The sequence below is a fragment of the Streptomyces sp. NPDC004266 genome (assembly GCF_042874095.1).
Taxonomy (GTDB): Bacteria; Actinomycetota; Actinomycetes; order Streptomycetales; family Streptomycetaceae; genus Streptomyces.
Map to the genome: position 1 here is coordinate 72,897 of NZ_JBIAMM010000010.1, position 26,540 is coordinate 99,436.

A 26,540-nucleotide genomic window follows, 5' to 3' on the forward strand; every position below is an offset into this window, starting at 1 on the left:
GAGCAGTCGTCATGTCCCCCCACATCGACACCCACCCCGGCCACACCCCCCACGTCGTCATCGCCGGCGGCGGCATCGCCGGTCTCACCGCCGCCCTCGCGCTGCACGCCGCCGGATTCGAGCGCGTCACCGTCGTCGAGGCCGCCGCGGCCCTCCGCCCCGTCGGCGCCGGGCTCGACCTGATGCCGAACGCCGTCCGCGAACTCGACGCGCTCGGCCTCCTCGACGCCCTGGAGGCCGGCGCCCTGCGCACCCGCGAGCTGCGCTACTACCACCGCTCGGGCGGCCTGATATCCCGGGAACCGCGCGGCCTCGACGCCGGCTACCGCTGGCCCCAGCTGTCCGTCCACCGCGGCCACCTCCAGCAGGTCCTGGCCGGCGCCGTCCGTGCCCGGCTCGGCAGCGCGGCCCTGGTCACGGGCGTCAAGGTGACCGGCGTCGAACCGCTCCCGGGCGGGCGGCCCCGGCTGCGCCTGGAGCACCGCGACGGACCCGTCCGGGGCCGGGCCTCCCTCGAACCGGACGTCCTCGTCGGCGCCGACGGCATCCGCTCCGCCGTCCGCGCGGCCCTCAACCCGGCCGAGGGCGGCCCCCCGTGGAACGGGATGCTCGTGTGGCGGGGCGTGTCCCGGATGCCCGCGCGGGCCGTGGGCTCCTTCATGCTCATCGCGGGCGACGACCGGCAGAAGGCCGTCGTCTACCCCATGGGCCGGCCCACCGGGCCCGGCCGCGAGGTCCTCGTGAACTGGGCGCTCGCCCGCCCCGCCGACACCCCGGCCGCCGCCGGCGAGGAGCGGCTGCGGGGCGACTGGAACCGCGCCGTCCCCGTCGAGGCCTTCCTCCCGCACTACGAGGGCTGGGAGTTCGACGGCGTCAGCGTCCCCGCCGTCCTGCGCGCCGCCGACACCGCGCACGAGTGCCCGATGGTCGACCGCGCCCCCCTCGACCGGTGGACCCACGGCCGCACCACCCTCATCGGCGACGCCGCCCACGCCGTGTACCCCGCCGGCTCCAACGGCGCGACCCAGTCGATCGTCGACGCCCGCGCCCTCGCCCACGCCCTCGCCCGGCACCCCGACGACCCCGCCGAGGGCCTCGCCGCGTACGAGCGCGAGCGCCGCCCCGCCGTGACCGCCCTCCAGCACGCCAACCGGAGGCTCGGCCCCGAGGCCGTCATCGACCTCGTCCACGCCCGCGCCCCGCACGGCTTCACCGACATCCACCAGGTCGTCCCCGCCGAGGAACTCGCCGCCATCGCCGGCCGGTACGCCGCCACCGGCGCCTTCGACCCGGCCACCGTCAACCGGGGCTCCCCCTACGGGACCGCCGTCCCCGCCTCCTGACGCCCCGTGGCCCGCCGGGCGAACAGGCCCTACCGTCTTGGTGGCACACAGCGTGGTGCGCCCGCTCCGCTCCGTACTCGCCTGCGAAGGTGGACAACGTGAAGGCAATCCGTCGATTCACCGTGCGTCCCGTCCTCCCCGACACCCTTCGACCCCTCGCCGACCTCGCGCACAACCTGCGCTGGTCCTGGCACGAGCCCACCCGCGCCCTCTTCGAATCCCTCGAATCCCCCTCCGCGGCGCCCCCGACCGGCGTCGACCCCGTCCGGATCCTCGGCGCCCTCGAAGCGCCCCGGCTCGCCGCGCTCGCCGCCGACCAGGACTTCCTGGCCCGGCTCCGCGCCGCCGCGGAGGACCTCGACCACTATCTGCACGCCCCCCGCTGGTACCAGGGACGGCCCGGCGACGCCCCGGCCGCCGTCGCCTACTTCTCGCCCGAGTTCGGCGTCGCCGCCGCCCTGCCCCAGTACTCCGGCGGCCTCGGCATCCTCGCCGGCGACCACCTCAAGTCCGCGAGCGACCTCGGCGTCCCGCTGATCGGCGTCGGACTGCTCTACCGGCACGGCTACTTCCGGCAGTCCCTCGGCCGGGACGGCTGGCAGCAGGAGCAGTACCCCGTCCTCGACCCCGGCGAACTGCCGGTCACCCTGCTCCGTGAGGCCGACGGCACCCCCGCCCGGATCACCCTCGCCCTGCCCGGCGGCCGCAGCCTCCACGCCCACCTGTGGATCGCCCGGGTCGGCCGGGTCCCGCTCCTCATGCTCGACTCCGACGTCGAGGAGAACGCCCCCGGCGAACGGTCCGTCACCGACCGGCTGTACGGCGGCGGCAGCGAGCACCGGCTCCTCCAGGAGATGCTCCTCGGCATCGGCGGCGTCCGCGCCGTCCGCACCTACACCCGCCTCACCGGCCACCCCGCCCCCGAGGTCTTCCACACCAACGAGGGCCACGCCGGCTTCCTCGGCCTCGAACGCGTCCGTGAACTCCAGGGCGAGGGACTCGACTTCGACAGCGCCCTGGAGACCGTCCGGGCCGGGACCGTCTTCACCACCCACACTCCCGTCCCGGCCGGCATCGACCGCTTCGACCGCGCCCTCGTCGCCCGCCACCTCGGTGACGACGGCGCCCTCCCCGGCGTCGACCTCGGCCGGATCCTGGCCCTCGGCGACGAGACCCCGCTCGGCGGCCAACCCGACCTCTTCAACATGGCCGCCATGGGCCTGCGCCTCGCCCAGCGCGCCAACGGCGTCTCCACCCTCCACGGCGCCGTCAGCCGCTCCATGTTCGCCGGCCTCTGGCCGGGCTTCGACGCCGACGAGGTGCCGATCACCTCGGTCACCAACGGCGTCCACGCCCCCACCTGGGTCGCCCCCGAAGTGGCCCGGCTCGACCCGGACGCGAGCGACCACGAGCTGTGGGAGCTGCGCCGCACCCTCCGCGAGCGGCTCGTGGCCGACGTACGGGAACGGCTGCGGGCCTCCTGGCGGCAGCGCGGCGCCGCCGCCGCCGAACTCGGCTGGACCGAGTCCGTCCTGGACCCCGACGTCCTCACCATCGGCTTCGCCCGCCGCGTCCCCTCGTACAAGCGGCTCACCCTGATGCTGCGGGACAAGGACCGGCTGCGGGCCCTCCTCCTCCACCCCGAGCGGCCCGTGCAGCTCGTCGTCGCCGGCAAGGCCCACCCCGCCGACGACGGCGGGAAGCGGCTCGTGCAGGAGCTCGTCCGGTTCGCCGACGACCCCCGCGTCCGGCACAGGATCGTCTTCCTGCCCGACTACGGCATGGAGATGGCCCGCGGCCTCTACCCCGGCTGCGACGTCTGGCTCAACAACCCGCTGCGCCCCCTGGAGGCCTGCGGCACCAGCGGCATGAAGGCCGCCCTCAACGGCTGCCTCAACCTCTCCGTCCTCGACGGCTGGTGGGACGAGTGGTTCCGGCCCGAGTTCGGCTGGGCCATCCCCACCGCCGACGGCGCGGCCGCCGCCGACGAGGACCGCCGCGACGACCTGGAGGCCGCCGCCCTCTACGAGCTGATCGAGCGCCGGGTCGCCCCCCGCTTCTACGACCGGGGCCCCGACGGGGTGCCGGCCGCCTGGACGGCCATGGTCCGGCGCACCCTCGCCGACCTCGGCCCGAAGGTCCTCGCCGACCGGATGGTCCGCGAGTACGTCGAGGAGCTGTACGTGCCCGCCGCCGGCGCCCACCGGGCCCTCACCCCGGCCCGGGCGCGGGACCTCGCCGCCTGGAAGGCCCGGGTCCGGGAGGCCTGGCCCAAGGTGGCCGTCGACCACGTCGAGGTCGGCGACGGGCTCGCGGACGACCTCGCCGACGCGGAGCTGGGCGCCACGCCCGTCGTCCGGGTCAGGGTGGCGCTCGGCGCGCTCGGCCCCGACGACGTCGAGGTCCAGGCCGTCACCGGCCGCGTCGACGCCGACGACACCCTCGCCGCCACCCGGACCGTCACCCTCAAGCCGGCGGGCGGCCCCGACCTGGAGGGACGGCTGCCCTACGCGGGCACCCTGGAGCTCGACCGGACGGGCTCCTTCGGCTGCACGGTCCGCGTCCTGCCCGCCCATCCGCTGCTCGCCCGGCCGGCCGAACTCGGCCTCGCGGCGCTGCCGTCGGAGACGACGGGGGAGGGGGCGGGGGTGCTCCTGAGGTAGCCGGAGCCCCTACGGGACCTTCGCCTTGTCGGCGAGGTGCCCGTCGACGAAGCAGAGCCGGTACACCGGGATCGCGGCCAGCAGCGTGGACCGGTAGTACCGGCACTCGTCCATGCCGGGCGGCTCCGCCGGGGCGCGCTGCGGCCGGCCGTCCAGCGGGCGGTCGGGCAGCCCGTCGGAGAGCTCGGCGATCTCCGCGAGCGACTGCCCGACCCGCATCCGGGCGTAGTCCTCCGGCTCCAGGTACGACCGGGCCTGCGTCCACAGGGCGACGCCCACCATCAGCAGGCCGAGACCGGCGAGGAGCGCGAGCGGGATCCAGATCGCCCGCGCGAGGCCCTTGCGGACCTCGCGGCGCGCCCGGTCCAGCTCCCGCGCGGACCGCGGCGCGGCCGGCAGCGGCGCCGGGGCGCTCCGGGGCAGGACGGCCTCCAGGACGAAACCGCCGTCCCCGGTGACCCGGTGCGCCAGCGACCCGCCCGCGAGCCGCACCCGCTCGTCGAGCCCCACGAGCCCGGTCCCGCCGGAGGGCAGCGTCACCCCCGCCGATCCGGGTCCGCTCACCACCCGGGCCCGCACGCTCGTCCCCTCCTCCGCGACCGTGACCGAGACCGCCGCGCCCGGCGCGTGCTTCGCCGCGTTCGTCAGGCCCTCCTGGACCACCCGGTGCAGGGCGAGGCCCGACATCCCCGGCAGCGTCGGCACCGGGGTCGTGGCGAGCGTGACGGCCAGCCCCGACGCCCGGGCGCGGGCCGTCAGCTCCTCGACCGTCTCCCCGGGCGGGGTCGTCGGCGCCCCGGCGTCGTCCTCGCGCAGGACGCCGATGATGTCCCGCAGCCGGGCCGTCGCGTCCGCCGCCGCGCGCCGCAGCTCGCCTGCCGCGTGCTGCTGGGCGGGGCCGAGCGCCGGATCGACCTCCAGGGCGCCCGCGCGGACCGCGATCAGGGCCAGGTCGTGGCCGAGGGAGTCGTGCATGTCGCCCGCGATCCGGGAGCGCTCCCGCAGCCGCTCCCGGTCGGCGACGGCGGCCTGCTCCCGCTCCATCCGGTCGGCCAGCTCCCAGCCGCTGCGCACCAGCCGGTCGTACTGGCGCATGTAGCGGCCGATCAGCCAGGGCGCCACGATCGCGAGGGCCAGCGAGAGCAGCAGCGTGAACCACTGGCCGAGGGAGGCGTGCGCGACGACCGTCAGGACGAGCCCCGCCGCCGCGATCGCGCCGAACAGCCACAGCGCCGCCCGGGTCTGCTCCTGCCGCCGCCCCGCCAGATAGCCGAAGGCGACGAGCGCCAGGCTGTACGAGGGGGTGAACAGCTCCGGGCTGACGGGCAGGCTCGCCGCGACCACGACAGCGATCGGCACCGGCGGCCACCGCCGGCTGACCGCGACGCAGCCGCCGAGGGCCGCCACGCCGACGGCGACCTGGGTCCAGCTCCCGCCGTCGTTCGGGTCCGACCTCAGCAGGACGGGCACGCAGAGGAGCAGCCACAGCCCCAGGTCGAAGAGGCGCTCACGCATCGGGGACCAGGCCCGCCTCGTACGCCAGGACCGCGAGCTGGACCCGGTTGCGCAGGCCGAGCCTGCCGAGGACGGCGCTCACGTGCGCTTTCACGGTGCCCTCGACGACGTGCATGCGGTCGGCGATCTCCTGGTTGGAGAGCCCGGCGCCGAGGAGGGCGACGACCTCCCGCTCCCGGCCCGTGAGGGGCTCCAGCCGGGTCCGGGCCTCGGCCGTGCGGGTGAGCCGCTCGCCGCCGAGGGTGTCGAGGACCCGGCGGGCGACCGTGGGGGAGAGGGCGGCGCCGCCCCCGGACACGGCCCGGACCCCGGCGATCAGTTCGCGCGGGTCCCCGGACTTGAGGAGGAAGCCGCTGACGCCGCTGCCGAGCGCCCGCGCGATGTAGGCGTCCTCGGAGAAGGTGGTGAGCATGACGACGGCCGCGCCCGGCACCGCCCTGCGCAGTTCCTCGGCCGCGCCGAGCCCGTCGAGCCGGGGCATCCGGATGTCGAGCAGGACGACGTCGGGCCGGTGCTCGCGGGCGAGCTCGACGGCCTCGTGTCCGTCGCCGGCCTCGGCGACCACCTCGATCCCGGGGTCGGTGGCGAGGATGGCCCGCACCCCGGCCCGGATCATCGTCTCGTCGTCGGCGAGCAGCACCCTGATCATGCGGCCCAGGGTATGCACGGCACGCGGACGCGCGGGCGCCCGGAGGGAAAGGATCCCTCCGGGCGCCCGTTCCCGTGTGGTGCGGCTTACGGGAAGGTCAGCTTGAAGCTGTTGATGTAGCCGGTGTCGATCGACGCCTTGTCCTGGACGCGGAGCTTCCAGACGCCGTTGGCGACCTCGGTGGAGGCGTTCACGGTGTAGGTCTGGTTGATGTTGTCGGCGCTGCCGCCGGCCCGGTTGTGCAGGTTGTAGACCGAGCCGTCGGGGGCGATGAGGTCGACGACCAGGTCACCGATGTAGGTGTGGACGATGTCCACGCCGACCTTGAGGGTCGAGGGCGCGTTGCCCGCGACGCCGCTGACGGTGACGGAGGAGGTCACCGCGACGCCGTTGTCCGGGATGGAGACGTCGGCGTCGTTGGTGAACACCGTGCCGCCGCCGGGGCCGCCGGGGCGGGAGCCGACGTTGATGGCGGCCCAGGCGTTCTCGACGGCCGTGACCTCGGCGCTGCCGGCGCCGTACAGCTCGGTCGCCGCCGCGACGGTGCCCGTGCGGGCGCCGGCGTAGTTGGTGTTCGAGCTGAACTTGGTGGTGAGCGCCTTGAACCAGATCAGGCGGGCCTTGTCGATGCCGATGCCGGTGACCGGCAGGCCGTCGGAGGTCGGCGAGTCGTAGTTCACCCCGTTGACGGTCTTGGCGCCGCTGCCCTCGGAGAGCAGGTAGAAGAAGTGGTTCGCCGGGCCCGAGGAGTAGTGGACGTCGATGGAGCCGATGCCCGAGTACCACGCGTCCTTGGACGCGCCGTCCTTGCTCGGCTTGTCCATGTAACGGAGCGGCGTGCCGTTGCCGTTGATGTCGATCTTCTCGCCGACGAGGTAGTCGCCCTTGTCGTTGGCGTTGTTGGCGTAGAACTCGACGGCCGCCGCGAAGATGTCCGAGGTGGCCTCGTTGAGGCCGCCGGACTCGCCGCTGTAGACCAGGCCGGCGGTGTTGGAGGTGACGCCGTGCGTCATCTCGTGCGCGGCCACGTCGATGGAGGTGAGCGGCTTGCTGTTGCCCGAGCCGTCGCCGTACGTCATGCAGAAGCAGGAGTCGGACCAGAACGCGTTCACGTAGGCGTTGCCGTAGTGGACGCGGGAGTACGCGCCGACGCCATCACCGCGGATGCCGGAGCGGCCGTGCACGTTCTTGTAGTAGTCCCACGTGAGGGCGGCGCCGTAGTGCGCGTCCGCGCCCGCGGTCTCCTTGTTGGAGGGGAGGCCGTTGCCCCACGTGTCCGTGGTGTTGGTGAACAGCGTCCCGGTGCCCGACGTGCCGCCGTTGAGGTTGTACGTCTTGTGGTTGCCGCGGGCGGTGTCGGTCAGCGTGTACGAGGGCGCGGTGCCGAGGGTCACCTGGCCGCTGTACTGCGTGTTGCCGATGCCGGTCTCGATGGCCTGCCACTCGTAGAGCTTCGCGCCGGTCTTGGCGTCCGTCACGACGTGCAGCTCGTTCGGGGTGCCGTCGTGCTGGAGGCCGCCGACGACGGTCTCGTACGCGAGGACGGGCGCGCCCTGGGCCATCCACACGACCTTGCGCGGGGCGCGGTCGGCGGTGGCCTTCTTGGAGCCCTCCGCGGCGGCGCGGCCGATGGCCTGCTTCTCGGCGGCGGCCGGGGCGACGTCGGCGGCGAGGTCGACGTTCTTGAGCTGGGCGCGGCTGGACTTGATGACCCCGGTCGTGGCGCCGGCCTTGGTCTCGGCGACGATCAGGTCACCGCCGAGGACGGGCAGTCCGGCGTAGGTGCGCTCGTAGCGCGTGTGGGTCGTGCCGTCGCGGTCCTGGACGACGTCGCGGACGACCAGCTTCTCCTGGGCGCCGAGGCCGAGGGCCTTGGCCGTGGCGGCCTTGTCGGCGTCCGCCGCCTTGATGAGCGCGGCGCGCTGGGCGGGGGAGAGGTCGGCCGGCAGCTTGCCGGGGTTGACCTTGCCGGCGGACTGCGCCGCGGGGCCCGCGGCGAAGGTGTCGGCCGAGGCGGTGCCGGACTGGACGCCGAGGGTGAGCATGGCGGCGGCGGCGATCAGGGCGCCGGTCGCGGTGGCACGGCGGCTGGGCGTGGATCTCACGCAGACTCCTTAAGCGAGGGGGGTACCGGCGGACTTGGGTGGGCCCGTCCGGGCGGAGCAAGGAGAGCTGTGGAGCGGGTACTTGTGACGCGGAACCCGGCGGATCGGGGCCCAGGGGGTCCGAACCCGTTCGGGTGACGCGGTGAACGGTGGTGCGAAGAACCGGGGAGAGAGTTGCAGGAATGACGGGGACCTGTCAGGACCGCGACGAGAAGTTGGCCGGAAATCGTCCGCTGTCCGAATGTCCGTGTTCGTTAACCGGACGTTTCGTCGATCATGGCCGCGACGCCGTCCAACGTTCTGCGGAGGCCGAATTCGAAGAGGCTTCCCAGGGTGAGCTCGAAGCCCCCGTCATGGGTGACGGCGTCGAGGAGGGGGTACGCGCCACCCGACTGCATCGCGTCGAACCGTGGCTCATTCTGTTCCATCCACTCGCCGTCCGACAGGCCCGTGTCGAGCCGCGCCTGCTCCTCCAGGTCGTCCGCCATGGCCAGGCCCTGGACGAACGCGAACAGCGTCAGATGCACGTGCAGCTTCTCCGACGACGTCAACGGCGTCTCCCGCAGCGCCGCGAGCACCCACTCCGTGTACGCCATCGCGTTCGGCGAGGCCACCGGCCGCGTGAAGGAGGCCATCGCCTGCGCCATCCACCGGTGCCGCGCGTACACCTCGCGCAGCCAGCGCGCCGCATGCTCCAGCCCCGGCCGCCAGCGCGCCGGCACCGGCCCCAGCGGCACCTCCCCGCACGCCTCGTCCGTCATCAGCCGCACCAGCTCGCCCTTGCCCGGCACGTGCCGGTAGAGCGCCATCGCCGAGCTCTCCAGCACGGTCGCGAGCCGGCGCATCGTCAGGGCGTTCAGGCCCTCGGCGTCGGCGAGTTCGAGCGCCGTGCGGACGATCCGGCTCCGGGTGAGGGCCGGAGCCGTGCTCTGCCGCGCCTGCCTCCGGTCCACCACCACCGTGCCGACGCCCGGCTCGACGCGGACCAGACCCTCCTGGCGCAGCGCCCCCAGTGCCTTCGTCGCCGTCGCCATCGCCACGCCCCACTCGCGCGTGATCGCCCGCGTCGACGGCACCCGGTCACCCGGCGCCAACTCCCCGCTGTGGACCCGCCGTCGGATCTCGGCGGCGATGGCCAGGTAGGGCGGCTGAGTCGTCATGGCCGGGCAGTGTACTAGTGCACCGTGTCGGTGTACGCGGCGGTGAACCGGGAACTCCCGGGGCGCGGTGCGGGTGCACTAGGGCGAGTGTGGCCCCCGTACGCGGGGAGTTGCTTCGCTGCCCGCATGTCACTCACCGCACCTCCTCGGACCGCTCCGGCCGCACGCGCCGGCCGGCGTGAATGGACCGCCCTCGGCGTCCTCATGCTCCCCCTCCTCCTCGTCTCCATGGACGTCTCCGTCCTCTACTTCGCGATCCCCTCCATCGCCGCCGACCTCCGGCCCGGCGCGACCCAGCAGCTGTGGATCCTCGACGTGTACGGCTTCGTGCTCGCCGGGCTCCTCGTCACCATGGGCGCCCTCGGCGACCGCGTCGGACGCCTCAAGCTCCTCCTCTTCGGCGCCGCCCTCTTCGGCGCCGCGTCCGTCGCCGCCGCCTACGCCCACGGCGCCGGCGCCCTCATCGGAGCCCGCGCGCTCCTCGGCGTCGCCGGGGCCTGCCTCATGCCGTCCACGCTCGCCCTGATCCGCACCCTCTTCCGGGACCCCGCCCAGCGCGCCAAGGCCGTCACCCTGTGGACCACCGTCATGGCCGGCGGCATCTCCCTCGGACCCGTCGTCAGCGGCGCGCTCCTCGAACACTTCTGGTGGGGGTCCGTGTTCCTGATCAACCTGCCCGCCATGGCGCTGCTGCTGGTGCTCGCGCCGGTGCTCCTCGCGGAGTCCAGAGGGGAGACCGGGGGCGGGCGGTTCGACGTCCTCAGCGCCCTGCTCTCCCTCGGCGCCCTGCTGCCCGTGATCCACGGGATCAAGGAGCTCGCCAAGGGCGGGTGGGACCCCGTGCCCGCGGCGGGGATCGTCGTCGGGGTCCTTCTCGGGGGCGTCTTCGTGCGCCGGCAGGCACGGCTCGATCATCCGGTGGTCGACCTGCGGCTCTTCCGCACCCCGGCGTACGGCGGCTCCCTGCTCGCCAATCTGCTCGCCATGGCCGCGACCGTCGGCTTCGCCGTCTTCCTCACGCAGTACCTCCAGTCCGTTCTCGGACAGAGCCCCTTCGAAGCCGCCCTGTGGAGCCTCGTCCCCGCCGCCGGCGTCATGGTCGCCGCACCCCTCGCCGCGGCACTCGCCCGGCGGGTGGACCGGGCGCACGTCATGGGAGGCGGGTTCCTCGTCTCCGCCGGGGGCTTCGGATGGCTGGTCACCGTCGACCGCGCCACGCCCTTCTGGGTGGTCCTCGCCGGCAGCGCCGTCTACGCCGCCGGACTCGTCTCCGCGATGACCCTCGCCAACGAACTCGCCCTCGGTGCCGCGCCGCCCGAGCGCGCGGGGGCCGCCGCCGCGGTGCTCGAATCCGGGTCGGAGCTGGGCGGGGCGCTCGGGATGGCCGTCCTCGGGTCCGTCGGCGCGGCCGTCTACACGGCGGCGATGCCCCCGTCCGCGCCGGCCGCCGCCCGGGAGACGCTCGGGGGCGCGCTGGAGGCCGCGCCGTCCGTCGTCGACGCCGCTCGGAGCGCCTTCGTGGAGGCGATGTCCGGTGCGGCCCTGGGGGCCGCCGTGCTGATGCTCCTGGCCGCCGCGCTGTCGTGGGCGCTGTTGCGGCGGCGGGCCTGAGCGGCGCCCACCGCGGGCGGCCGGCCCTCAGCCCGCCAGGCTCTCCCGCCACGCCTGGTGCAGGCCCGCGTAGTGCCCCTCGCCCTTCACCAGGGTCGACGGGGGACCGTCCTCGACGATCCGGCCCGACTCCATCACCAGGACGCGGTCCGCCACCTCGACCGTCGACAGGCGGTGGGCGATGACCACCGCCGTACGGCCCGCCAGGACCGTGTCCATCGCCCGCTGCACCGCCCGCTCGCCCGGCACGTCCAGGGAACTGGTCGCCTCGTCCAGGATCAGGACCGCCGGATCCGCCAGGAGGGCGCGGGCGAAGGCCACCAGTTGGCGCTGGCCGGCGGAGATCCGGCCACCGCGCTTGCGGACGTCCGTGTCGTAGCCGTCCGGGAGGCCCGTGATGAAATCGTGCGCCCCGATGGCCTTCGCCGCCTGCTCGATCTCGTCGCGGGTCGCGTCCGGACGGCCGATCGCGATGTTCTCCGCGACCGTGCCGGAGAAGAGGAACGCCTCCTGGGTGACCATCACGATCCCGCGGCGCAGGTCGGGGGTCGTGAGGTCGCGGAGGTCCACGCCGTCGAGCCTGACGTGGCCCTCCGTCGGGTCGTAGAAGCGGGCCAGCAGTTTCGCCAGCGTCGACTTGCCCGCGCCCGTCGCGCCGACCACCGCGACCGTCTGGCCCGCCGGGATCGTCAGGTCGAAGCGGGGGAGGACCTCGCCGCCCGTCCGGTAGGCGAACCTCACGCCCTCGAACGTGATGTCCCTGCCGGGCGCCCCGGAGCGGTGGGGGAGCTCCCGCGGCTCGGTCGTCTCCGGGACTCCCGGTTCCTGGGCCAGGAGGCCGGCGATCTTGCCGAGGGACGCCGCCGCCGACTCGTACGAGTTGAGGAACATGCCCAGGCGGTCGATCGGGTCGTACAGCCGGCGCATGTAGAGGACCGCCGCGGCCAGGACGCCCAGTTCGAGCGTTCCGTCCGCCACCCGGTACGCGCCCCAGAGACACATTCCGGCCACCGCCGTGTTCGCCACCAGGCGCGAGCCGACCACGTAGCGGGCCATTTCGAGGAGGGCGTCGCCGTTGCTCCGCTCGTGGCGGTGGTTGAGCGCCGCGAACTCGGTGTCGTTGGCCCGTTCGCGACGGAACGCCCTGACCGGCCGGATGCCGTTCATCGTCTCCGCGAACTTCACGATCACGCCCGCGATGGCCGTGGAACGCTCCGCGTACACCTCGCCCGCCCGTCGCCGGTAGACCCGGACGAGGAGGAGGAGGGGGAGGAAGGAGGCGACCGCCACCGCCCCGATGCCCCAGTCCAGCCAGAGGAGGACGAGGGAGATCGAGACGAAGGAGAGGATCACGCCGATCAGTTCCTGCAGGCCCTCCGAGAGCAGTTCGCGGAGGGACTCGACGTCCGTGGTCGAGCGGGAGATCAGCCGGCCCGAGGTGTACCGCTCGTGGAAGTCGACGCTCAGCACCTGCGCGTGCCGGAAGATCCGGCCGCGCAGGTCGAGCAGCGCGTCCTGGTTGACGCGGGCGGCTCCGCGGACGAAGGCGTACTGGAGGACGCCCGACAGGGCGGCGCACAGGAGGTAGCCGACGGCCACGGCGACGACGGGGCCGTGGTCCCCCGCCCGGAAGGCCGGGACGCCGCGGTCGATGGCGTACGCGACGAGCAGCGGGCCCGCCTGCAGCGCCGCCTCCCTGACCAGGAGGATCAGGGCCGCCACCACCACCCGCGCGCGATGGGGGGCCAGGAGGGAGCGGAGCAGGGCTCCGGTCGCCCCCGGGGGCGCGGGCAGGTCGTCGCGGTCGAAGGGGTCGGACGGTTCGGCCGGGGCCTGCGCCGTCTTCTCCTGCAGCGTGGTGTCCGTCATCGGTCCTCGTCCCCCTCGCCGGACATCAGCCAGGCGTACTCGGCGCTGCTGCGCAGCAGTTCCTGATGGGTGCCCACGGCCGCGATCCGGCCGCGCGAGAGCAGCGCGACCCGGTCGGCGAGCATCACCGTCGACGGGCGGTGCGCCACGACCAGGGCCGTCGTCTCCTTGAGGACCTCCCGCAGGGCCGCCTCGACCCGGGCCTCCGTGTGGACGTCGAGCGCCGACAGCGGGTCGTCCAGGACCAGGAAGCGGGGCTTGCCGACCACCGCGCGGGCCAGGGCGAGCCGCTGCCGCTGGCCGCCGGAGAGGCTGAGGCCCTGCTCGCCGACCTGGGTCGAGGTCCCCTCGGGCAGCCGGTCGACGAAGCCGTCCGCCTGGGCGACGCCCAGGGCGCGGCGCAGCTCCGGGTCGCCGGCTCCCTCCGCGCCCATCAGGACGTTCTCGCCGACGCTCGCGGAGAACAGCGTCGGCTCCTCGAACGCCACGGAGACGAGGGAGCGGAGTTTCTCCCGTTCCATGAGGGCGATGTCCTCGCCGTCGAGGAGGATGCGGCCGGCCGTCGCCTCGTGCAGACGCGGCACGAGGGCCGTGAGGGTCGTCTTGCCGGAGCCGGTGCCGCCGACCAGGGCCAGGGTCTCGCCGGGGCGGATGTGGAGGTCGATGCCGTCCAGGACGGGTGGCGTCCCCTCGGGGGCGTCCGGGTAGCGGAAGGCGACGCCCTCGAAGCGGACCCCGTCCGGGACGCCGCCGTCGCCGGTGGGGTCGGCCGTGTCCGGTTCCTCCTCGGCGTCCATCACCTCGAAGTAGCGTTCCGTCGCGGTCGCCGCCTCCTGGCTCATCGCGAGGAGGAAGCCGATCGACTCCACCGGCCAGCGCAGCGCCAGGGCCGTCGACAGGAACGCGACCAGGGTGCCCGCCGACAGCTCCCCGTCGGCGACCTGGACCGTGCCGAGCACGAGCGCGGCCCCGATGGCCAGCTCCGGTACGGCGGTGATGACGGCCCAGATCATGGCGAGCAGCCGAGCCTTGGTCAGTTCCGTGCCGCGGAGGTGCCCGGAGAGCTCGCGGAACGCCCTCGCCTGGCTGCGGTGGCGGCCGAAGCCCTTCACGATCCGGATGCCGAGGACGCTCTCCTCGACGACCGTCGTCAGGTCGCCGACCTGGTCCTGGGCCTTGCGGGCCACCACCCCGTACCGGCGCTCGAAGAGGTTGGAGACGAGCACGAGCGGGAGCACGGGCGTGAGGAGCACGAGGCCGAGGGTCCAGTCCTGGGCCAGCAGGAGGACGTAACCGGCGAGGATCGTCACGCCGTTGACCAGGAGGAACGTCAGCGGGAAGGCCAGGAACATCCGGACCAGCATCAGGTCCGTCGTGCCGCGCGAGAGCAGCTGTCCGGAGGCCCACCGGTCGTGGAAGGCGATCGGGAGCCGCTGGAGCCTGCCGTACAGGTCGGCCCGCATCCTGGCCTCCACGGCGGACAGCGGGCGCGCCACCAGCCAGCGGCGGAAGCCGAACAGGACGGCCTCGGCGATCCCGAGGAGCAGCAGGTACAGCGCGCCGAGCCAGACGCCCCCGGGGTCCCGGTCCGCGACGGGCCCGTCGACCAGCCACTTCAGGACGATCGGGATGACGAGCGACAGACAGGAGGCGACGATCGCGATGATCGCGGCCGTGCCCAGCCGGCCCCGCACGGGCCGCACGTACGGCCAGAGACGGAGCAGGACACGGACCGTCGAGCGGTCGGGGCGCGGGGGGATCGGTTTCTCGGGCATCAGGTCCGACCATACGGTTCACCACTGACACGCCTCACCCGATTTTCCGGTCCGGGCCTCGTCCTCACCACGTACGACACGGACACCGACACCGTCCCGCTGGGGTCACTCGCGGACCCGTAGCAGCACCACCGACCTGGCCCCCACCGTGAGCGTCTCGCCGCCCGGGTGGTGGGTGCCCGGGGGCGTCGACTGGTCGTCCCGGCCCGTGTCGACGAGCAGCTCGTACGACTCCGCCCACGGCGGGCCCGGCAGCCGGAAGTCCAGGGGGCGGTGGCCGGCGTGGAGGACGGCGAGGAAGCTGTCGTCGGTGATCTGCTCGCCCCGCGCGTCCCGCCCCGGGATGTCGCGGCCCGAAAGGTAGAGGCCGAGCGTGGCCGTCGGCGCGTACCAGTCCCGTTCCGTCATCTCGGTGCCCTCGGCGGTGAACCAGGCCAGGTCCCGCAGCCCGTCCGCGCCCTGCGGCCGGCCGGAGAAGAAGGCCCGGCGGCGGAGGACCGGGTGGCGGTGGCGCAGGGCCAGGAGCCGGCGGGTGAGGGCGAGGAGGTCTTCCCGGCCCGGGTCCTCCGGGAGCGACCAGTCCAGCCAGCCCAGCTCGTTGTCCTGGCAGTAGGCGTTGTTGTTGCCGCCCTGGGTGCGGCCCATCTCGTCGCCGGCGACGAGCATCGGGACGCCGGTGGAGAGGAGGAGGGTGGTGAGGAGGTTGCGCTGCTGGCGGAGGCGGAGGGTGTTGATCGCCGGGTCGTCGGTCTCGCCCTCCGTCCCGCAGTTCCAGGAGCGGTTGTCGTGGGTGCCGTCCCGGTTGCCCTCGCCGTTCGCCTCGTTGTGCTTGCGTTCGTACGTGACGAGGTCCCGCAGGGTGAAGCCGTCGTGGGCGGTGACGAAGTTGACGGAGGCGTACGGGCGGCGCCCGCCCCAGGCGTACAGGTCGCTGGAGCCGGACAGCCGGTAGCCGAGGTCCCGCACGTCGGGCAGCGCCCCGCGCCAGAAGTCCCGGACGGCGTCGCGGTAGCGGTCGTTCCATTCCGTCCAGAGGGGCGGGAAGGCCCCCACCTGGTAGCCGCCGTTGCCCACGTCCCACGGTTCGGCGATGAGTTTGACCCGGCGCAGGACCGGGTCCTGGGCGATGACGGCCAGGAAGGGGGAGAGCATGTCGACGTCGTGCATCGAGCGGGCGAGGGCCGCCGCGAGGTCGAAGCGGAAGCCGTCGACGCCCATCTCGGTCACCCAGTAGCGCAGGGAGTCGGTGATGAGGCGGAGGACCTGCGGCTGCACGACGTGCAGGGTGTTTCCGCAGCCCGTGTAGTCGGCGTACCGGCGGGCGTCGGACTGGAGCCGGTAGTAGCCGCGGTTGTCGATGCCCTTCAGGGAGAGGGTGGGGCCGAGCTCGCCGGCCTCCGCCGTGTGGTTGTAGACGACGTCGAGGACGACCTCGATCCCGGCCGCGTGCAGGGCCCGCACCATCCGTTTGAACTCGCCGACCTGCTGCCCGGTCGTCCCGGAGGAGGAGTAGCCGGCGTGCGGGGCGAAGTAGCCGATCGAGTTGTAGCCCCAGTAGTTGCGCAGCCCGCGCCGCAGGAGGTGGTCCTCGTGGGCGAACTGGTGGACCGGGAGGAGTTCGACCGCCGTCACCCCGAGGCGTACGAGGTGGTCGATCGCGGCGGGGTGCGCGAGGCCCGCGTACGTGCCCCGCAGGTGCTCCGGGATGTCGGGGTGCAGTTTCGTGAAGCCCTTGACGTGCAGCTCGTAGATGACCGAGTCCTGCCAGGGCGTCTTGGGCCTGCGGTCGTCGGACCAGTCGTCGTCGTCATGGACGACGACCCCCTTGGGGACGTACGGGGCGGAGTCCCGCTCGTCGCGGACGGTGTCGGCCACGTGCTGCTGCGGCCAGTCCCGGACGTGCCCGTACGCCTCCGGGGGCAGCGCCGCGAAGTCGCCGTCGACGGCCCGGGCGTACGGGTCGAGGAGCAGTTTCGCCGGGTTCCAGCGGGCGCCCGTCCACGGGTCCCAGCGGCCGTGCACCCGGTAGCCGTACCGCTGTCCCGGTCCGACGCCCGGCACGAAGCCGTGCCAGATCTCGTGCGTCAGTTCGGTCAGCCGGAGCCGTCTCTCCGTGCCGTCGGCGTCGAAGAGGCACAGCTCCACGGCCTCCGCCCCGCCCGCCCACAGGGCGAAGTTGGTGCCCGTCACCCCGCCGGGGCCGACCCGGCAGCGGGCCCCCAAGGGGGTCGGTGCCCCCGGCCACACCGGCGGCACGGCCCGCTCCAGGGCATGCTCGGACACCGCCTCCTGCTCGGCTGCACTCGCCACCGTCCCGGCCTCCCGCGGCTCGTCGGGCCCGCACCCGGGGGAGCGGCGACGTCCCGGCCGTCGTTCCCCCGCGTGGTTCTCCCCCTGTTCTGCCCGCACGGCCGTGCTCCCAACATGCCCCGCACGCACGTTTCCCCTGGAGGGTGGCCGTCGTTGGGCCGAGCGTGACACTTGTATGGGAGCGGGCGAGGCGGGCCCTCGTGGTGACGGGACTGGTGGCGGGGCTTGCGACGGGCCTCGCGGGCTGCACCGGGGCGGACGGCGAGGGGGGCGTCGGCGTCAGCCTGCCGGGCAAGGCGCGGGCCCCGGGCGACGTCATCCGGGTGAGTCCGGAGGACGGCAGCCGGGCGGTGCCGGCCGGCGGGCCCGTCGAGGTGAGGGTGGACAGCGGACGGCTGGAGCGGGTGACGGTCGTGCAGGTCGAGGACGGCCTGCGGACCGAGGTCCCCGGGGAGGTCTCGGCGGACGGGCTGCGCTGGCGGCCCCGGCCGGGCACCCGGCTCGCGCTGGCCGCCAAGTACAGCGTGGACGCGGTCGCGCTCGACGGGCACGGGCGCCGCTCGGCCCGGCACACCACCTTCACCACCGTCGTCCCCGGCTCCCGGTTCATCGGGTACTTCAAGCCGGAGAACCGTTCCACGGTCGGCACCGGCATGATCGTCTCCTTCGGCTTCAACCGGCCGATCGAGAACCGGGCCGAGGTCGAGCGGGCCATCCGCGTCACCTCGGAGCCGCCGGTGGAGGTCGTCGGCCACTGGTTCGGCAAGGAGCGGCTCGACTTCCGGCCCGCCGCGTACTGGCGGCCCGGCACGAAGGTGACCGTCGAGCTCGCGCTGCGGGACGTCGAGGGGGCGCCCGGGGTGTACGGCATCCAGCGCAAGAAGGTCGGCTTCACCGTCGGCCGCTCCCAGGTCTCCCTGGTCGACGCCGCCGCGCACACGATGGAGGTCCGCAGGGACGGCGAGCTCCTCGCCACGGTGCCGATCACCGCGGGCGCGCCGAAGACGACCACGTACAACGGGAAGATGGTCGCGACCGAGCTGTACGACGTGACCCGCATGAACGGGGCCACGGTCGGCTTCGGCGGCGAGTACGACATCAAGGACGTGCCGCACGCGATCCGTCTGACCGATTCGGGGACCTTCCTGCACGGCAACTACTGGGCCGATGCCTCCACCTTCGGCTCGGCGAACGTCAGTCACGGCTGTGTGGGCCTCCGGGACGAGAAGGGCGGCAGCACGGACTCGCCCGCGGGCTGGTTCTTCGACCGGACGCTGATCGGCGACGTGGTGGAGGTGGTCAACTCGCAGGACAAGGAGGTCGCCCCCGACAACGGTCTCGGCGGCTGGAACCTGGACTGGGACCGGTGGAGGGCGGGCTCCGCGCTGCGGTGAGCCCGGGCGGTCTCCCGTATCACGCCGACTGGTGCCGAACGGTGACAATCACGAGGAACTTTCGTGTCCTGCGGTGTGATTATCTAGCGCTGTGTGCGCGAGTGGATGCGCACGGGGGTGGGGCCGCGGCGTTGCCGGGCCGTGCGAGGGGAGAAGACCACAGTGAACGGGCAGCCGATATCGGGGGCATCGGTAGGGGCGGCGGGGCGGCGCGGCCGGCGCGGGGGCGTCAGGCTGCAGGCCCTGGCGGCGGGGGCGATGCTCCTGGTCCTGACCGCGTGCGGCGGCGGCGAGACCGCCACCGGCGGCGGTGCGGGGGGACAGGGCCCGGCGGCCCAGGGCGGCGGCAAGCAGGAGAACGCGGCCTCCCAGGCGGTCGTGACGATCCTTCCGAAGGACGGCGCCGACTCGGTCGCCACCAGCGGAGCCCTCAAGATCACCGCGGCGCAGGGCAAGCTGACCACGGTCGAGGTCGCCGACTCCAAGGGCGACAAGGTCCAGGGCGAGATCGCCGCGGACGGCGCCAGCTGGTCGCCGACCGCGCACCTGGCCGCGGCCACCCAGTACAAGGTCCACGCGATCGCGAAGGACTCCGAGGGCCGTGAGTCGGCGAAGGACACCACCTTCACCACGCTGGTCCCGAAGAACACCTTCATCGGCCAGTACACGCCCGAGGACGGTTCGACCGTCGGCGTGGGCATGCCGGTCTCCATCAACTTCAGCCGGGGCATCACCGACCCCGAGGCCGTCGAGAAGGCCATCAAGGTGACGGCCGTCCCGGCCGTGCAGATCGAGGGCCACTGGTTCGGCAACGACCGCCTCGACTTCCGCCCGAAGGACTACTGGGCCGCCGGCACCAAGGTGACGGTCGAGCTGAACCTGGACGGCGTCGAGGGCCGTCCCGGCGTCTACGGCAAGCAGAAGAAGTCGATCTCCTTCACCATCGGCCGCCGTCAGGTCTCCACCGTCGACGCGAGCGCCAAGACGATGAAGGTCGAGCGGGACGGCGCGATCATCAAGACGCTGCCGATCACCGCGGGCGCGCCGTCCACGACCACGTACAACGGTCAGATGGTCATCAGCGAGAAGTACAAGGTGACCCGCATGAACGGGGCCACGGTCGGCTTCGGCGGCGAGTACGACATCAAGGACGTGCCGCACGCGATGCGCCTGTCCAACTCGGGCACCTTCGTCCACGGCAACTACTGGGCGCCGTCCTCCACCTTCGGCTCCAGCAACGTCAGCCACGGCTGCGTCGGCCTGGAGGACGCGCGGGGCGCGGGCGACAGCTCGACGCCGGCCGCCTGGTTCTACGACCGCTCGATCATCGGCGACGTCGTGATCGTGAAGAACTCCAAGGACAAGCAGATCACCCCGGAGAACGGCCTCAACGGCTGGAACATGAACTGGTCGGACTGGATCGCCTAGATCTCCCGCGGATCTCCCGTGAGCGGGCCCGGCGCTGTGAGCAACAGCACCGGGCCCCTTCTCGTTAACGGCCACTAACCTTTCCCCATGACTGTGAACCTCGAAGTCGCCGACGGCGTCGGCACGATCCGCCTCGACCGCCCCCCGATGAACGCCCTGGACATCGCCACCCAGGACCGGCTGCGCGAGCTGGCCCAGGAGGCGACCGACCGCGACGACGTGCGGGCCGTGGTGCTCTACGGCGGCGAGAAGGTGTTTGCGGCCGGCGCGGACATCAAGGAGATGCAGGTCATGGACCACGTGGCCATGGTCAAGCGCTCGCGCGCCCTTCAGGACTCCTTCACCGCGGTCGCCCGCATCCCGAAGCCGGTCGTCGCCGCGATCACCGGCTACGCGCTCGGCGGCGGCTGCGAGCTCGCGCTCTGCGCCGACTACCGGATCGCCGCCGACAACGCCAAGCTGGGCCAGCCGGAGATCCTCCTCGGCCTGATCCCCGGCGCGGGCGGCACCCAGCGCCTGTCCCGGCTCGTCGGCCCCTCCAAGGCCAAGGACCTCATCTTCACCGGCCGGATGGTGAAGGCCGACGAGGCCCTGACCCTCGGCCTGGTCGACCGGGTCGTCCCGGCCGCCGAGGTGTACGAGCAGGCGCACGCCTGGGCCGCCAGGCTGGCACAGGGCCCGTCCGTCGCCCTGCGGGCCGCGAAGGAGGCGATCGACCAGGGCCTGGAGGCCGACATCGACACCGGTCTCGCCATCGAGCGCACCTGGTTCTCCGCCCTGTTCGCGACCGAGGACCGCGAGACCGGGATGCGCAGCTTCGTCGAGGAGGGCCCGGGCAAGGCGAAGTTCGCCTGACGTTCCTTCACGGGTGGGGGCCGATTCCACCGGAACGGCCCCCGCGGACGGCTCCGGGCGGCCATGATGGGGGCATGGCGGGCCTGGAGGGTAGGGAACAACCGGGGCAGCGCGTGAGCGCCGCCGCACCGCGGTGGTCACCGGCCGCGGACGACGAACAGGCCGCCGAAGCAGTGGAGTTGTACGGCAACCCGGCCGAGGAGGACGTCCGGCTGCCGTCCCGTCCCGAGTCCGCGTGGGTGGCCCGCAGGCTCACCCAGCACGTCCTGCTGCGGCAGTGGGCGCTCGGCCCGCAGCTCGCCGAGCACGCGGTGCTGCTCGTCTCGGAGCTCGTCGGGAACGCCGTCCGGCACACCGGCGCCCGCGTCTTCGCGCTGCGGTTACAGCGGCGCCGCGGCTGGATCCGGATCGAGGTGCGCGACCCCTCGCGGGGGCTGCCCTGTCTGATGCCGGTGCACGAGCTCGACATCAGCGGCCGCGGGATCTTCCTCGTCGACAAGCTGGCCGACCGCTGGGGCGTGGACCTGGCGCCGCGCGGCAAGACGACCTGGTTCGAGATGCGGGTCTCGGACCGCTGACGCGCCCCGGACGCACGGAAGCCCCCGTGCGCCGTGGTGAGGCGTGTGGGGGCTTTCGTGTGGTGGGCCGTGGACGGGGGGGGGTGTATCCACGGCCGCTATGTCGACCTGGCCCGGGTCAATGGGGGTCGTGTCTCCGACTATGGCAGACGGGGGGCCTTGTCGCCAAAAGTCCCTAGTGGGTCAAGCTGGGGCAAAAGCGGACAGTTCAATTATGAATCGTTGGTGACGTGTAGCACTCACCTTGTAAACAGTGAATGGCTATGCGGTTCGCCGGGTGTTTCCTGGGCTCGTCCGCATGCTGGACGTCCGGCATGGAGGAGCAAACGTCCTGAATTGGCGTAATCGGCCCCCATCGGGCGTCATCCCTCTTGAATGGTCGCGTGAAGCCGACCGACCGCCGAGGAGCCCTCCGCGCGGGCGCGGCCGCCGCCCTCGCGGGAGCCCTCTCCACCGCCTGCGGCACGGAACCCCGCCCCGCCCCCGCCGCCGGGCACCGCCCCGCCACCGGGCGTCCCCCCGCCGGGCACCGCCCCGTCGCCGCGCCCGTCGCCGCCCCGGCCGCCCGCCGCTTCCCCGGACAGCCGGACGAGATCGCCCACGGCCCCCGCGACCGGCCCCGGGTCGCCCTCACCTTCCACGGCCAGGGCGACCCCGCCCTCGCCCGGCGCCTCCTCGCCCAGGCGGAGGAGGCCGGCGCCCGCGTCACCGTCCTCGCCGTCGGCAGCTGGCTCGACCAGCACCCCGACATGGCCCGCCGCGTCCTCGACGGCGGCCACGACCTCGGCAACCACACCCAGCACCACATCGACGTCAACGCCATGACCGAGGCCCGCGCCCTCGCCGAGATCGAGGCCTGCGCCGCCCGGCTGCGCCGGCTCACCGGCTCCGCCGGCACCTGGTTCCGCCCCTCCCGCACCCGGAACGCCGCCCCCGCCGTCCTGCGCGCCGCCCGCCGCGCCGGATACCCGCACGTCCTCTCGTACGACGTCGACTCCCTCGACTTCACCTCGCCCGGCGCCGCGGCCGTCGTCCGCAACGTCACCGGGCCGGTCCGCGCCGGATCCGTCGTCAGCCTGCACTTCGGCTACCCGGACACCGCCGCCGCGCTGCCCCTCCTCCTCGCCGATCTCGACCGCCGCGGCCTGAGCGCGGTCACCACCACGGAGCTGCTGAGCTGATGGCAAACCTCAAGAAGAGATCCAGGACCCTCCTCGCCGCCGCCCTCCTCGTCGCCCTCGCGGGCTGCGGCACCGGGAACCACTCCGAGGGCGCCGCCCCCGTGAAGAAGGCCGCCCCCGCCGTACCCGAGAAGGCCACCGTCCCCGCCGGACTCCCCGGCATGCCGCCCCTGCTCGACCCGCACGACGTCTACGCCGCCGACCGGCCGAACCGGCTCTCCCCGGTGGTGAAGGACTTCCCCTCCCGGGTCTACGTCCCCAACACCAACTCCAACACCGTCTCCGTCATCGACCCCACGACCTACCAGGTCGTCGAGACCATCCCGGTCGGCCTCCAGCCCCAGCACGTCGTCCCCTCCTGGGACATGAAGACCCTCTGGGTCAACAACGACCGGGGCCACACCCTCACCCCCATCGACCCGGCCACCGGCGTCGCCGGCAAGCCCGTCGAGGTCCACGACCCGTACAACCTCTACTTCACGCCCAACGGCAAGTACGCCGTCGTCATGGCCTCGCTCGACCGCGAACTCGTCTTCCGCGACCCGCACACCATGGAACGGAAGAAGTCCGTCCCCGTCACCTGCTACGGCGTCAACCACGCCGACTTCTCCGCCGACGGGCGGTACTTCATCGTCTCCTGCGAGTTCTCCGGCGAACTCCTCAAGGTCGACACCGAGAAGATGGAGGTGGTCGGCCAGCAGAAGCTGCCCCTCCAGGGCGCCATGCCGCAGGACGTGAAGATCTCCCCGGACGGCAAGACCTTCTACGTCGCCGACATGATGGCCCACGGCATGTGGGTCCTGGACGGCGAGAAGTTCACCACCCCCACCCTGCTCCCCACCGGCAAGGGCTGCCACGGCCTCTACATCAGCCGCGACTCGCGCGAGATGTACGTCTCCAACCGCGGCGAGGGCACCGTCTCCGTCTTCGACTTCCGGCAGGACAAGCTCACCAAGAAGTGGAAGCTCCCGAACGGCGGCTCCCCCGACATGGGCGGCGTCTCCGCCGACGGAAAGGTCCTGTGGCTCTCCGGACGCTACGACTCCGAGGTGTACGCGATCGACACCACCACCGGCGAGCAGCTCGCCCGCATCCCCGTCGGCAGCGGCCCCCACGGCCTCGCCGTCTACCCCCAGCCGGGCCGCTACTCCCTCGGTCACACCGGCATCTTCCGGTAGTCGCTCAGCCGGCGACCAGGAGCGCCTCCGAGGCCACCGGGCGGTAGCCCGCCGCCTGGAAGACGCGGACGCTGCGGGCGTTGCCCGGGGCCTGCTGGGCCCACACCACCTCGCCCGGCGTGAGGTGGCGGGCAGCCGTCGCCAGGGCCCGCCCCAGGCCCCGGTGGCGCACCTCCTCGTCCACCTCGATCGCCGCCTCCCAGCGGCCCGCGACGCCCCGGCCCAGGACCAGCACCCCGCCGTCGGCCGCCCACACCCGGACGTCGTCGCGGAACTTCAGCGCCCGCGCCACCCGGGGATGCCCCGGGTCGTCGATCTCGCGGAGCTCCAGCGGGGGAGGACCCGGCAGGGCGTCCGCCACCGTGAGCAGGTCGATGGTGTTCATGTGCCGGCCGGTGCGGGCCATCAGGGCGAGCAGGAAGCCCGGGTTCATGCTCGCCGCGAGCGGGTCGCTCGACGTGGCCGCCAGCGCGGCCCGCACCCACTCCGGGTCGGCGTCCGTGAAGACCACCGAATGGGCGGTGAAGGCCAGCACCCCCGCGTCCCGGGGGCCCGGCTGCGGCACCACCGTCGTCGAACCGTCCGGGGGCGGGAACGCCCCGCGTGCCGCCGCCGCCAGGACCCGGGCCACCTCGTCGCTCATGCCCCCATCATCCGACAGCGCGCGGCCAGCTAATCTGACCCCCGTCAGACAAGCACCAAGAAGGGGCGGACGCAGTGGCGGACATCGACTCGGCACGTACGGCATTCAACAAGTTCGACGTGGACGGCGACGGCTTCATCACCGCCGCGGAGTACAAGCACGTCATGGCGCAGCTGGGCGACTTCCATGTCACCGAGTCGGTCGCCGAGGCGCTGATCAAGCAGCGCGACGACAACGGGGACGGCGTGCTGTCCTGGGACGAGTTCTGGGGCCACCTGAACAAGGCCTGAGCCTGACCCCGCCCGTCGCGGGCAGGCGTTCCGCCCTGCGGGACGCCTGTCCGCGCGGGGGCGCCCCAGACCCGGCGCATTGGCCTAGACCTATTGTGCGGCCCTTTCCGTGACGGTACGTTCGTCCCCGGCTGCGCAGCCGGACGTACCGCAACGCACCACATCGCATCGTCACGCACTCCGCCGGGACGCCCCGGCGTTTCCAGGAGGACATGCCATGTTGCCCACGGCCCGCCGCACAGCAGCCGCACTCGCCACCGCCGTCACCGCCGGGGCGCTCGCGCTCGGCACCGCCGGAGCCGCCCAGGCCGCCCCCGGCCCCGGCTGGTACCCGCGCAGCCACCACGCCTCGTACGCCGACTGCCAGGCCGCGGGGCGGGCCGGCTACCAGATCTGGGGCCCGATCTTCTTCTGCGAGCCCCTCGGCTCCTCCCGCCCGGACGTGATCGTCCTCTGGGTCAGGGCCTGACGGGGAACGGCCGCCCCGGGGGCTCCCCGGGGCGGCCGTTCCGCCGTTCCGCGTGAACGATTCAGCACTCGATGATGTTCACCGCGAGACCGCCGCGCGCGGTCTCCTTGTACTTGACGCTCATGTCCGCGCCCGTCTCCTTCATGGTCTTGATGACCTTGTCGAGGGAGACCAGGTGGCTGCCGTCGCCGCGCATCGACATCTTCGCCGCCGTGACGGCCTTGACCGCCGCCATGCCGTTCCGCTCGATGCAGGGGATCTGGACCAGGCCGCCGACCGGGTCGCAGGTCAGGCCCAGGTTGTGCTCCATGCCGATCTCGGCCGCGTTCTCCACCTGCTCCGGGGAGCCGCCGAGGACCTCGGCGAGCGCGCCGGCCGCCATCGAGCAGGCCGAGCCGACCTCGCCCTGGCAGCCGACCTCGGCGCCGGAGATCGAGGCGTTCTCCTTGAAGAGCATGCCGACCGCGCCGGCCGCGAGGAGGAAGCGGACGATGCCGTCCTCGTCGGCGCCGGGAACGAAGTTCATGTAGTAGTGCAGCACCGCCGGGATGATGCCGGCCGCGCCGTTCGTCGGGGCGGTGACCACCCGCCCGCCCGCCGCGTTCTCCTCGTTCACGGCCATCGCGTAGAGGGTGATCCACTCCATCGCGTGCGCCGTCGGGTCGCCCTCGGAGCGCAGCTTGCGGGCGGAGGTCGCGGCGCGGCGGCGGACCTTCAGCCCGCCGGGCAGGATGCCCTCGCGGGACATGCCGCGCGAGACGCAGGCCTGCATGACCCGCCAGATCTCCAGGAGACCGGCGCGGATCTCCTCCTCGGTGCGCCAGGCCTTCTCGTTCTCCAGCATCAGGGAGGAGATCGACAGGCCGGTCTCCTTGGTGAGGCGGAGCAGCTCGTCGCCGGTGCGGAAGGGGTACTTCAGGACGGTGTCGTCCGGGATGATCGGATTCTCGCCGGCCACCGCGTCCTCGTCGACGACGAAGCCGCCGCCGACCGAGTAGTAGGTCTTCTCCAGGACGAGCCCGCCCTCGGCGTCGTACGCGAAGACCGTCATGCCGTTGGCGTGGTAGGGGAGCGCCTTGCGGCGGTGCAGGATCAGGTCGTCGTCGAACGAGAACGGGATCTCGTGCGCGCCGAGCAGGTTGATCCGGCCGCTCGCCTTGATCCGCTCGAACTCGTCGTCGGCGCTCTCCACGTCGACCGTGCGCGGCGAGTTGCCCTCCAGGCCGAGGAGGACCGCCTTCGGGGTGCCGTGGCCGTGGCCGGTCGCGCCGAGCGAGCCGTACAGCTCCGCGCGTATCGAGGCCGTGTGGGCGAGCAGGCCCTCGTTCTTCAGCCGGCGGGCGAACATCCGGGCAGCCCTCATGGGGCCCACCGTGTGGGAGCTCGACGGGCCGATGCCGATCGAGAACAGGTCGAAGACCGAGATGGCCACGGGAGGACTCCTTGTGGGGGCTAGACGCCGTTGTCTGCCGGGGTGGAGCAGAAAGGCTGAGCACGGGGCGGGGCACCGCGCCCACTGTCCAG

General features: G+C 73.1%; 20 protein-coding genes. 11 read left to right on the top strand and 9 right to left on the bottom strand.

The annotated features are described in order from the left end of the window. Window positions 1-11: 11 nt before the first annotated feature. Window positions 12-1,343, top strand: a complete 1,332-nt coding sequence (locus ACFYUZ_RS23665; protein ID WP_389312304.1) for an FAD-dependent monooxygenase — start codon at window positions 12-14, stop codon at window positions 1,341-1,343. Window positions 1,344-1,441: 98 nt separating this feature from the next. Beyond that, the gene (gene glgP / locus ACFYUZ_RS23670) at window positions 1,442-4,006 is read left to right on the top strand and encodes an alpha-glucan family phosphorylase (protein WP_389312306.1); all 2,565 of its coding nucleotides are present in this window, start codon (window positions 1,442-1,444) and stop codon (window positions 4,004-4,006) included. 9 nt (window positions 4,007-4,015) lie between these two features. Here the strand turns inward: glgP and ACFYUZ_RS23675 are convergent, their stop codons facing one another. From ACFYUZ_RS23675 to ACFYUZ_RS23690, 4 genes are all read right to left on the bottom strand, one after another. After that, window positions 4,016-5,521, bottom strand: a complete 1,506-nt coding sequence (locus ACFYUZ_RS23675; RefSeq protein ID WP_389312308.1) for a sensor histidine kinase — start codon at window positions 5,519-5,521, stop codon at window positions 4,016-4,018. Continuing rightward, window positions 5,514-6,170: a response regulator gene (locus ACFYUZ_RS23680; RefSeq protein WP_389312310.1), complete on the bottom strand. Its 657-nt coding sequence runs from the start codon at window positions 6,168-6,170 to the stop codon at window positions 5,514-5,516. The genes ACFYUZ_RS23675 and ACFYUZ_RS23680 overlap by 8 nt, the downstream gene beginning before the upstream one ends. An 86-nt stretch (window positions 6,171-6,256) precedes the next feature. Further along, complete coding sequence (locus ACFYUZ_RS23685) at window positions 6,257-8,275, bottom strand: M4 family metallopeptidase (RefSeq protein ID WP_389312312.1); 2,019 nt, start codon at window positions 8,273-8,275, stop codon at window positions 6,257-6,259. A 254-nt stretch (window positions 8,276-8,529) separates the two neighbouring features. After that, window positions 8,530-9,435 carry a TetR/AcrR family transcriptional regulator C-terminal domain-containing protein gene (locus ACFYUZ_RS23690; RefSeq protein WP_389312314.1) on the bottom strand — a complete coding sequence of 302 codons (906 nt, stop codon included), beginning with the start codon at window positions 9,433-9,435 and terminating at the stop codon, window positions 8,530-8,532. A gap of 126 nt (window positions 9,436-9,561) precedes the next feature. On the opposite strand from ACFYUZ_RS23690, the gene ACFYUZ_RS23695 reads away from it, so the two are divergent. After that, window positions 9,562-11,046 (top strand): MFS transporter, encoded by a 1,485-nt coding sequence (locus ACFYUZ_RS23695; RefSeq protein WP_389312316.1) that lies wholly within the window; start codon window positions 9,562-9,564, stop codon window positions 11,044-11,046. 27 nt (window positions 11,047-11,073) lie between these two features. Here the strand turns inward: ACFYUZ_RS23695 and ACFYUZ_RS23700 are convergent, their stop codons facing one another. The 3 genes from ACFYUZ_RS23700 to glgX all read right to left on the bottom strand — a co-directional run bounded on the left by ACFYUZ_RS23700 (window position 11,074) and on the right by glgX (window position 17,000). After that, window positions 11,074-12,915: an ABC transporter ATP-binding protein gene (locus ACFYUZ_RS23700; protein WP_389312318.1), complete on the bottom strand. Its 1,842-nt coding sequence runs from the start codon at window positions 12,913-12,915 to the stop codon at window positions 11,074-11,076. Then, on the bottom strand, window positions 12,912-14,690 hold the full coding sequence (locus ACFYUZ_RS23705; protein ID WP_389312319.1) for an ABC transporter ATP-binding protein: 1,779 nt from the start codon (window positions 14,688-14,690) through the stop codon (window positions 12,912-12,914). The genes ACFYUZ_RS23700 and ACFYUZ_RS23705 overlap by 4 nt, the downstream gene beginning before the upstream one ends. 105 nt (window positions 14,691-14,795) lie before the next feature. Next, a complete protein-coding gene (glgX, locus tag ACFYUZ_RS23710) occupies window positions 14,796-17,000 on the bottom strand; it encodes a glycogen debranching protein GlgX (RefSeq protein WP_389312320.1) in 2,205 nt (734 codons plus the stop codon). A gap of 164 nt (window positions 17,001-17,164) precedes the next feature. On the opposite strand from glgX, the gene ACFYUZ_RS23715 reads away from it, so the two are divergent. The 6 genes from ACFYUZ_RS23715 (at window position 17,165) to ACFYUZ_RS23740 (ending at window position 23,614) form a co-directional block, all read left to right on the top strand. Then, entirely contained in the window at window positions 17,165-18,394 is a 1,230-nt protein-coding gene (locus tag ACFYUZ_RS23715; protein ID WP_389312322.1) for an Ig-like domain-containing protein, read from the top strand. A gap of 162 nt (window positions 18,395-18,556) precedes the next feature. Next, window positions 18,557-19,822, top strand: a complete 1,266-nt coding sequence (locus tag ACFYUZ_RS23720; RefSeq protein WP_389312324.1) for an Ig-like domain-containing protein — start codon at window positions 18,557-18,559, stop codon at window positions 19,820-19,822. Between the two features lie 87 nt (window positions 19,823-19,909). Then, on the top strand, window positions 19,910-20,677 hold the full coding sequence (locus ACFYUZ_RS23725) for an enoyl-CoA hydratase/isomerase family protein (protein WP_389312326.1): 768 nt from the start codon (window positions 19,910-19,912) through the stop codon (window positions 20,675-20,677). Window positions 20,678-20,751: 74 nt separating this feature from the next. After that, on the top strand, window positions 20,752-21,255 hold the full coding sequence (locus ACFYUZ_RS23730) for an ATP-binding protein (RefSeq protein ID WP_389312328.1): 504 nt from the start codon (window positions 20,752-20,754) through the stop codon (window positions 21,253-21,255). A gap of 383 nt (window positions 21,256-21,638) precedes the next feature. Beyond that, entirely contained in the window at window positions 21,639-22,436 is a 798-nt protein-coding gene (locus ACFYUZ_RS23735; protein ID WP_389312329.1) for a polysaccharide deacetylase family protein, read from the top strand. Continuing rightward, complete coding sequence (locus tag ACFYUZ_RS23740; RefSeq protein WP_389312331.1) at window positions 22,436-23,614, top strand: YncE family protein; 1,179 nt, start codon at window positions 22,436-22,438, stop codon at window positions 23,612-23,614. Before ACFYUZ_RS23735 ends, ACFYUZ_RS23740 begins: the two co-directional genes overlap by 1 nt. Before the next feature lie 4 nt (window positions 23,615-23,618). Here the strand turns inward: ACFYUZ_RS23740 and ACFYUZ_RS23745 are convergent, their stop codons facing one another. Further along, a complete protein-coding gene (locus tag ACFYUZ_RS23745; protein WP_389312333.1) occupies window positions 23,619-24,257 on the bottom strand; it encodes a GNAT family N-acetyltransferase in 639 nt (212 codons plus the stop codon). Between the two features lie 74 nt (window positions 24,258-24,331). Between ACFYUZ_RS23745 and ACFYUZ_RS23750 the strand changes: the two genes are divergently transcribed. Beyond that, window positions 24,332-24,547 carry an EF-hand domain-containing protein gene (locus ACFYUZ_RS23750; RefSeq protein WP_389312334.1) on the top strand — a complete coding sequence of 72 codons (216 nt, stop codon included), beginning with the start codon at window positions 24,332-24,334 and terminating at the stop codon, window positions 24,545-24,547. 217 nt (window positions 24,548-24,764) lie between these two features. Then, window positions 24,765-25,016 carry a hypothetical protein gene (locus ACFYUZ_RS23755; protein ID WP_389312336.1) on the top strand — a complete coding sequence of 84 codons (252 nt, stop codon included), beginning with the start codon at window positions 24,765-24,767 and terminating at the stop codon, window positions 25,014-25,016. 61 nt (window positions 25,017-25,077) lie between these two features. On the opposite strand, the gene ACFYUZ_RS23760 is transcribed toward ACFYUZ_RS23755, so the two are convergent. Further along, complete coding sequence (locus ACFYUZ_RS23760) at window positions 25,078-26,448, bottom strand: L-serine ammonia-lyase (RefSeq protein ID WP_389312338.1); 1,371 nt, start codon at window positions 26,446-26,448, stop codon at window positions 25,078-25,080. Between the last annotated feature and the right edge of the window lie 92 nt (window positions 26,449-26,540).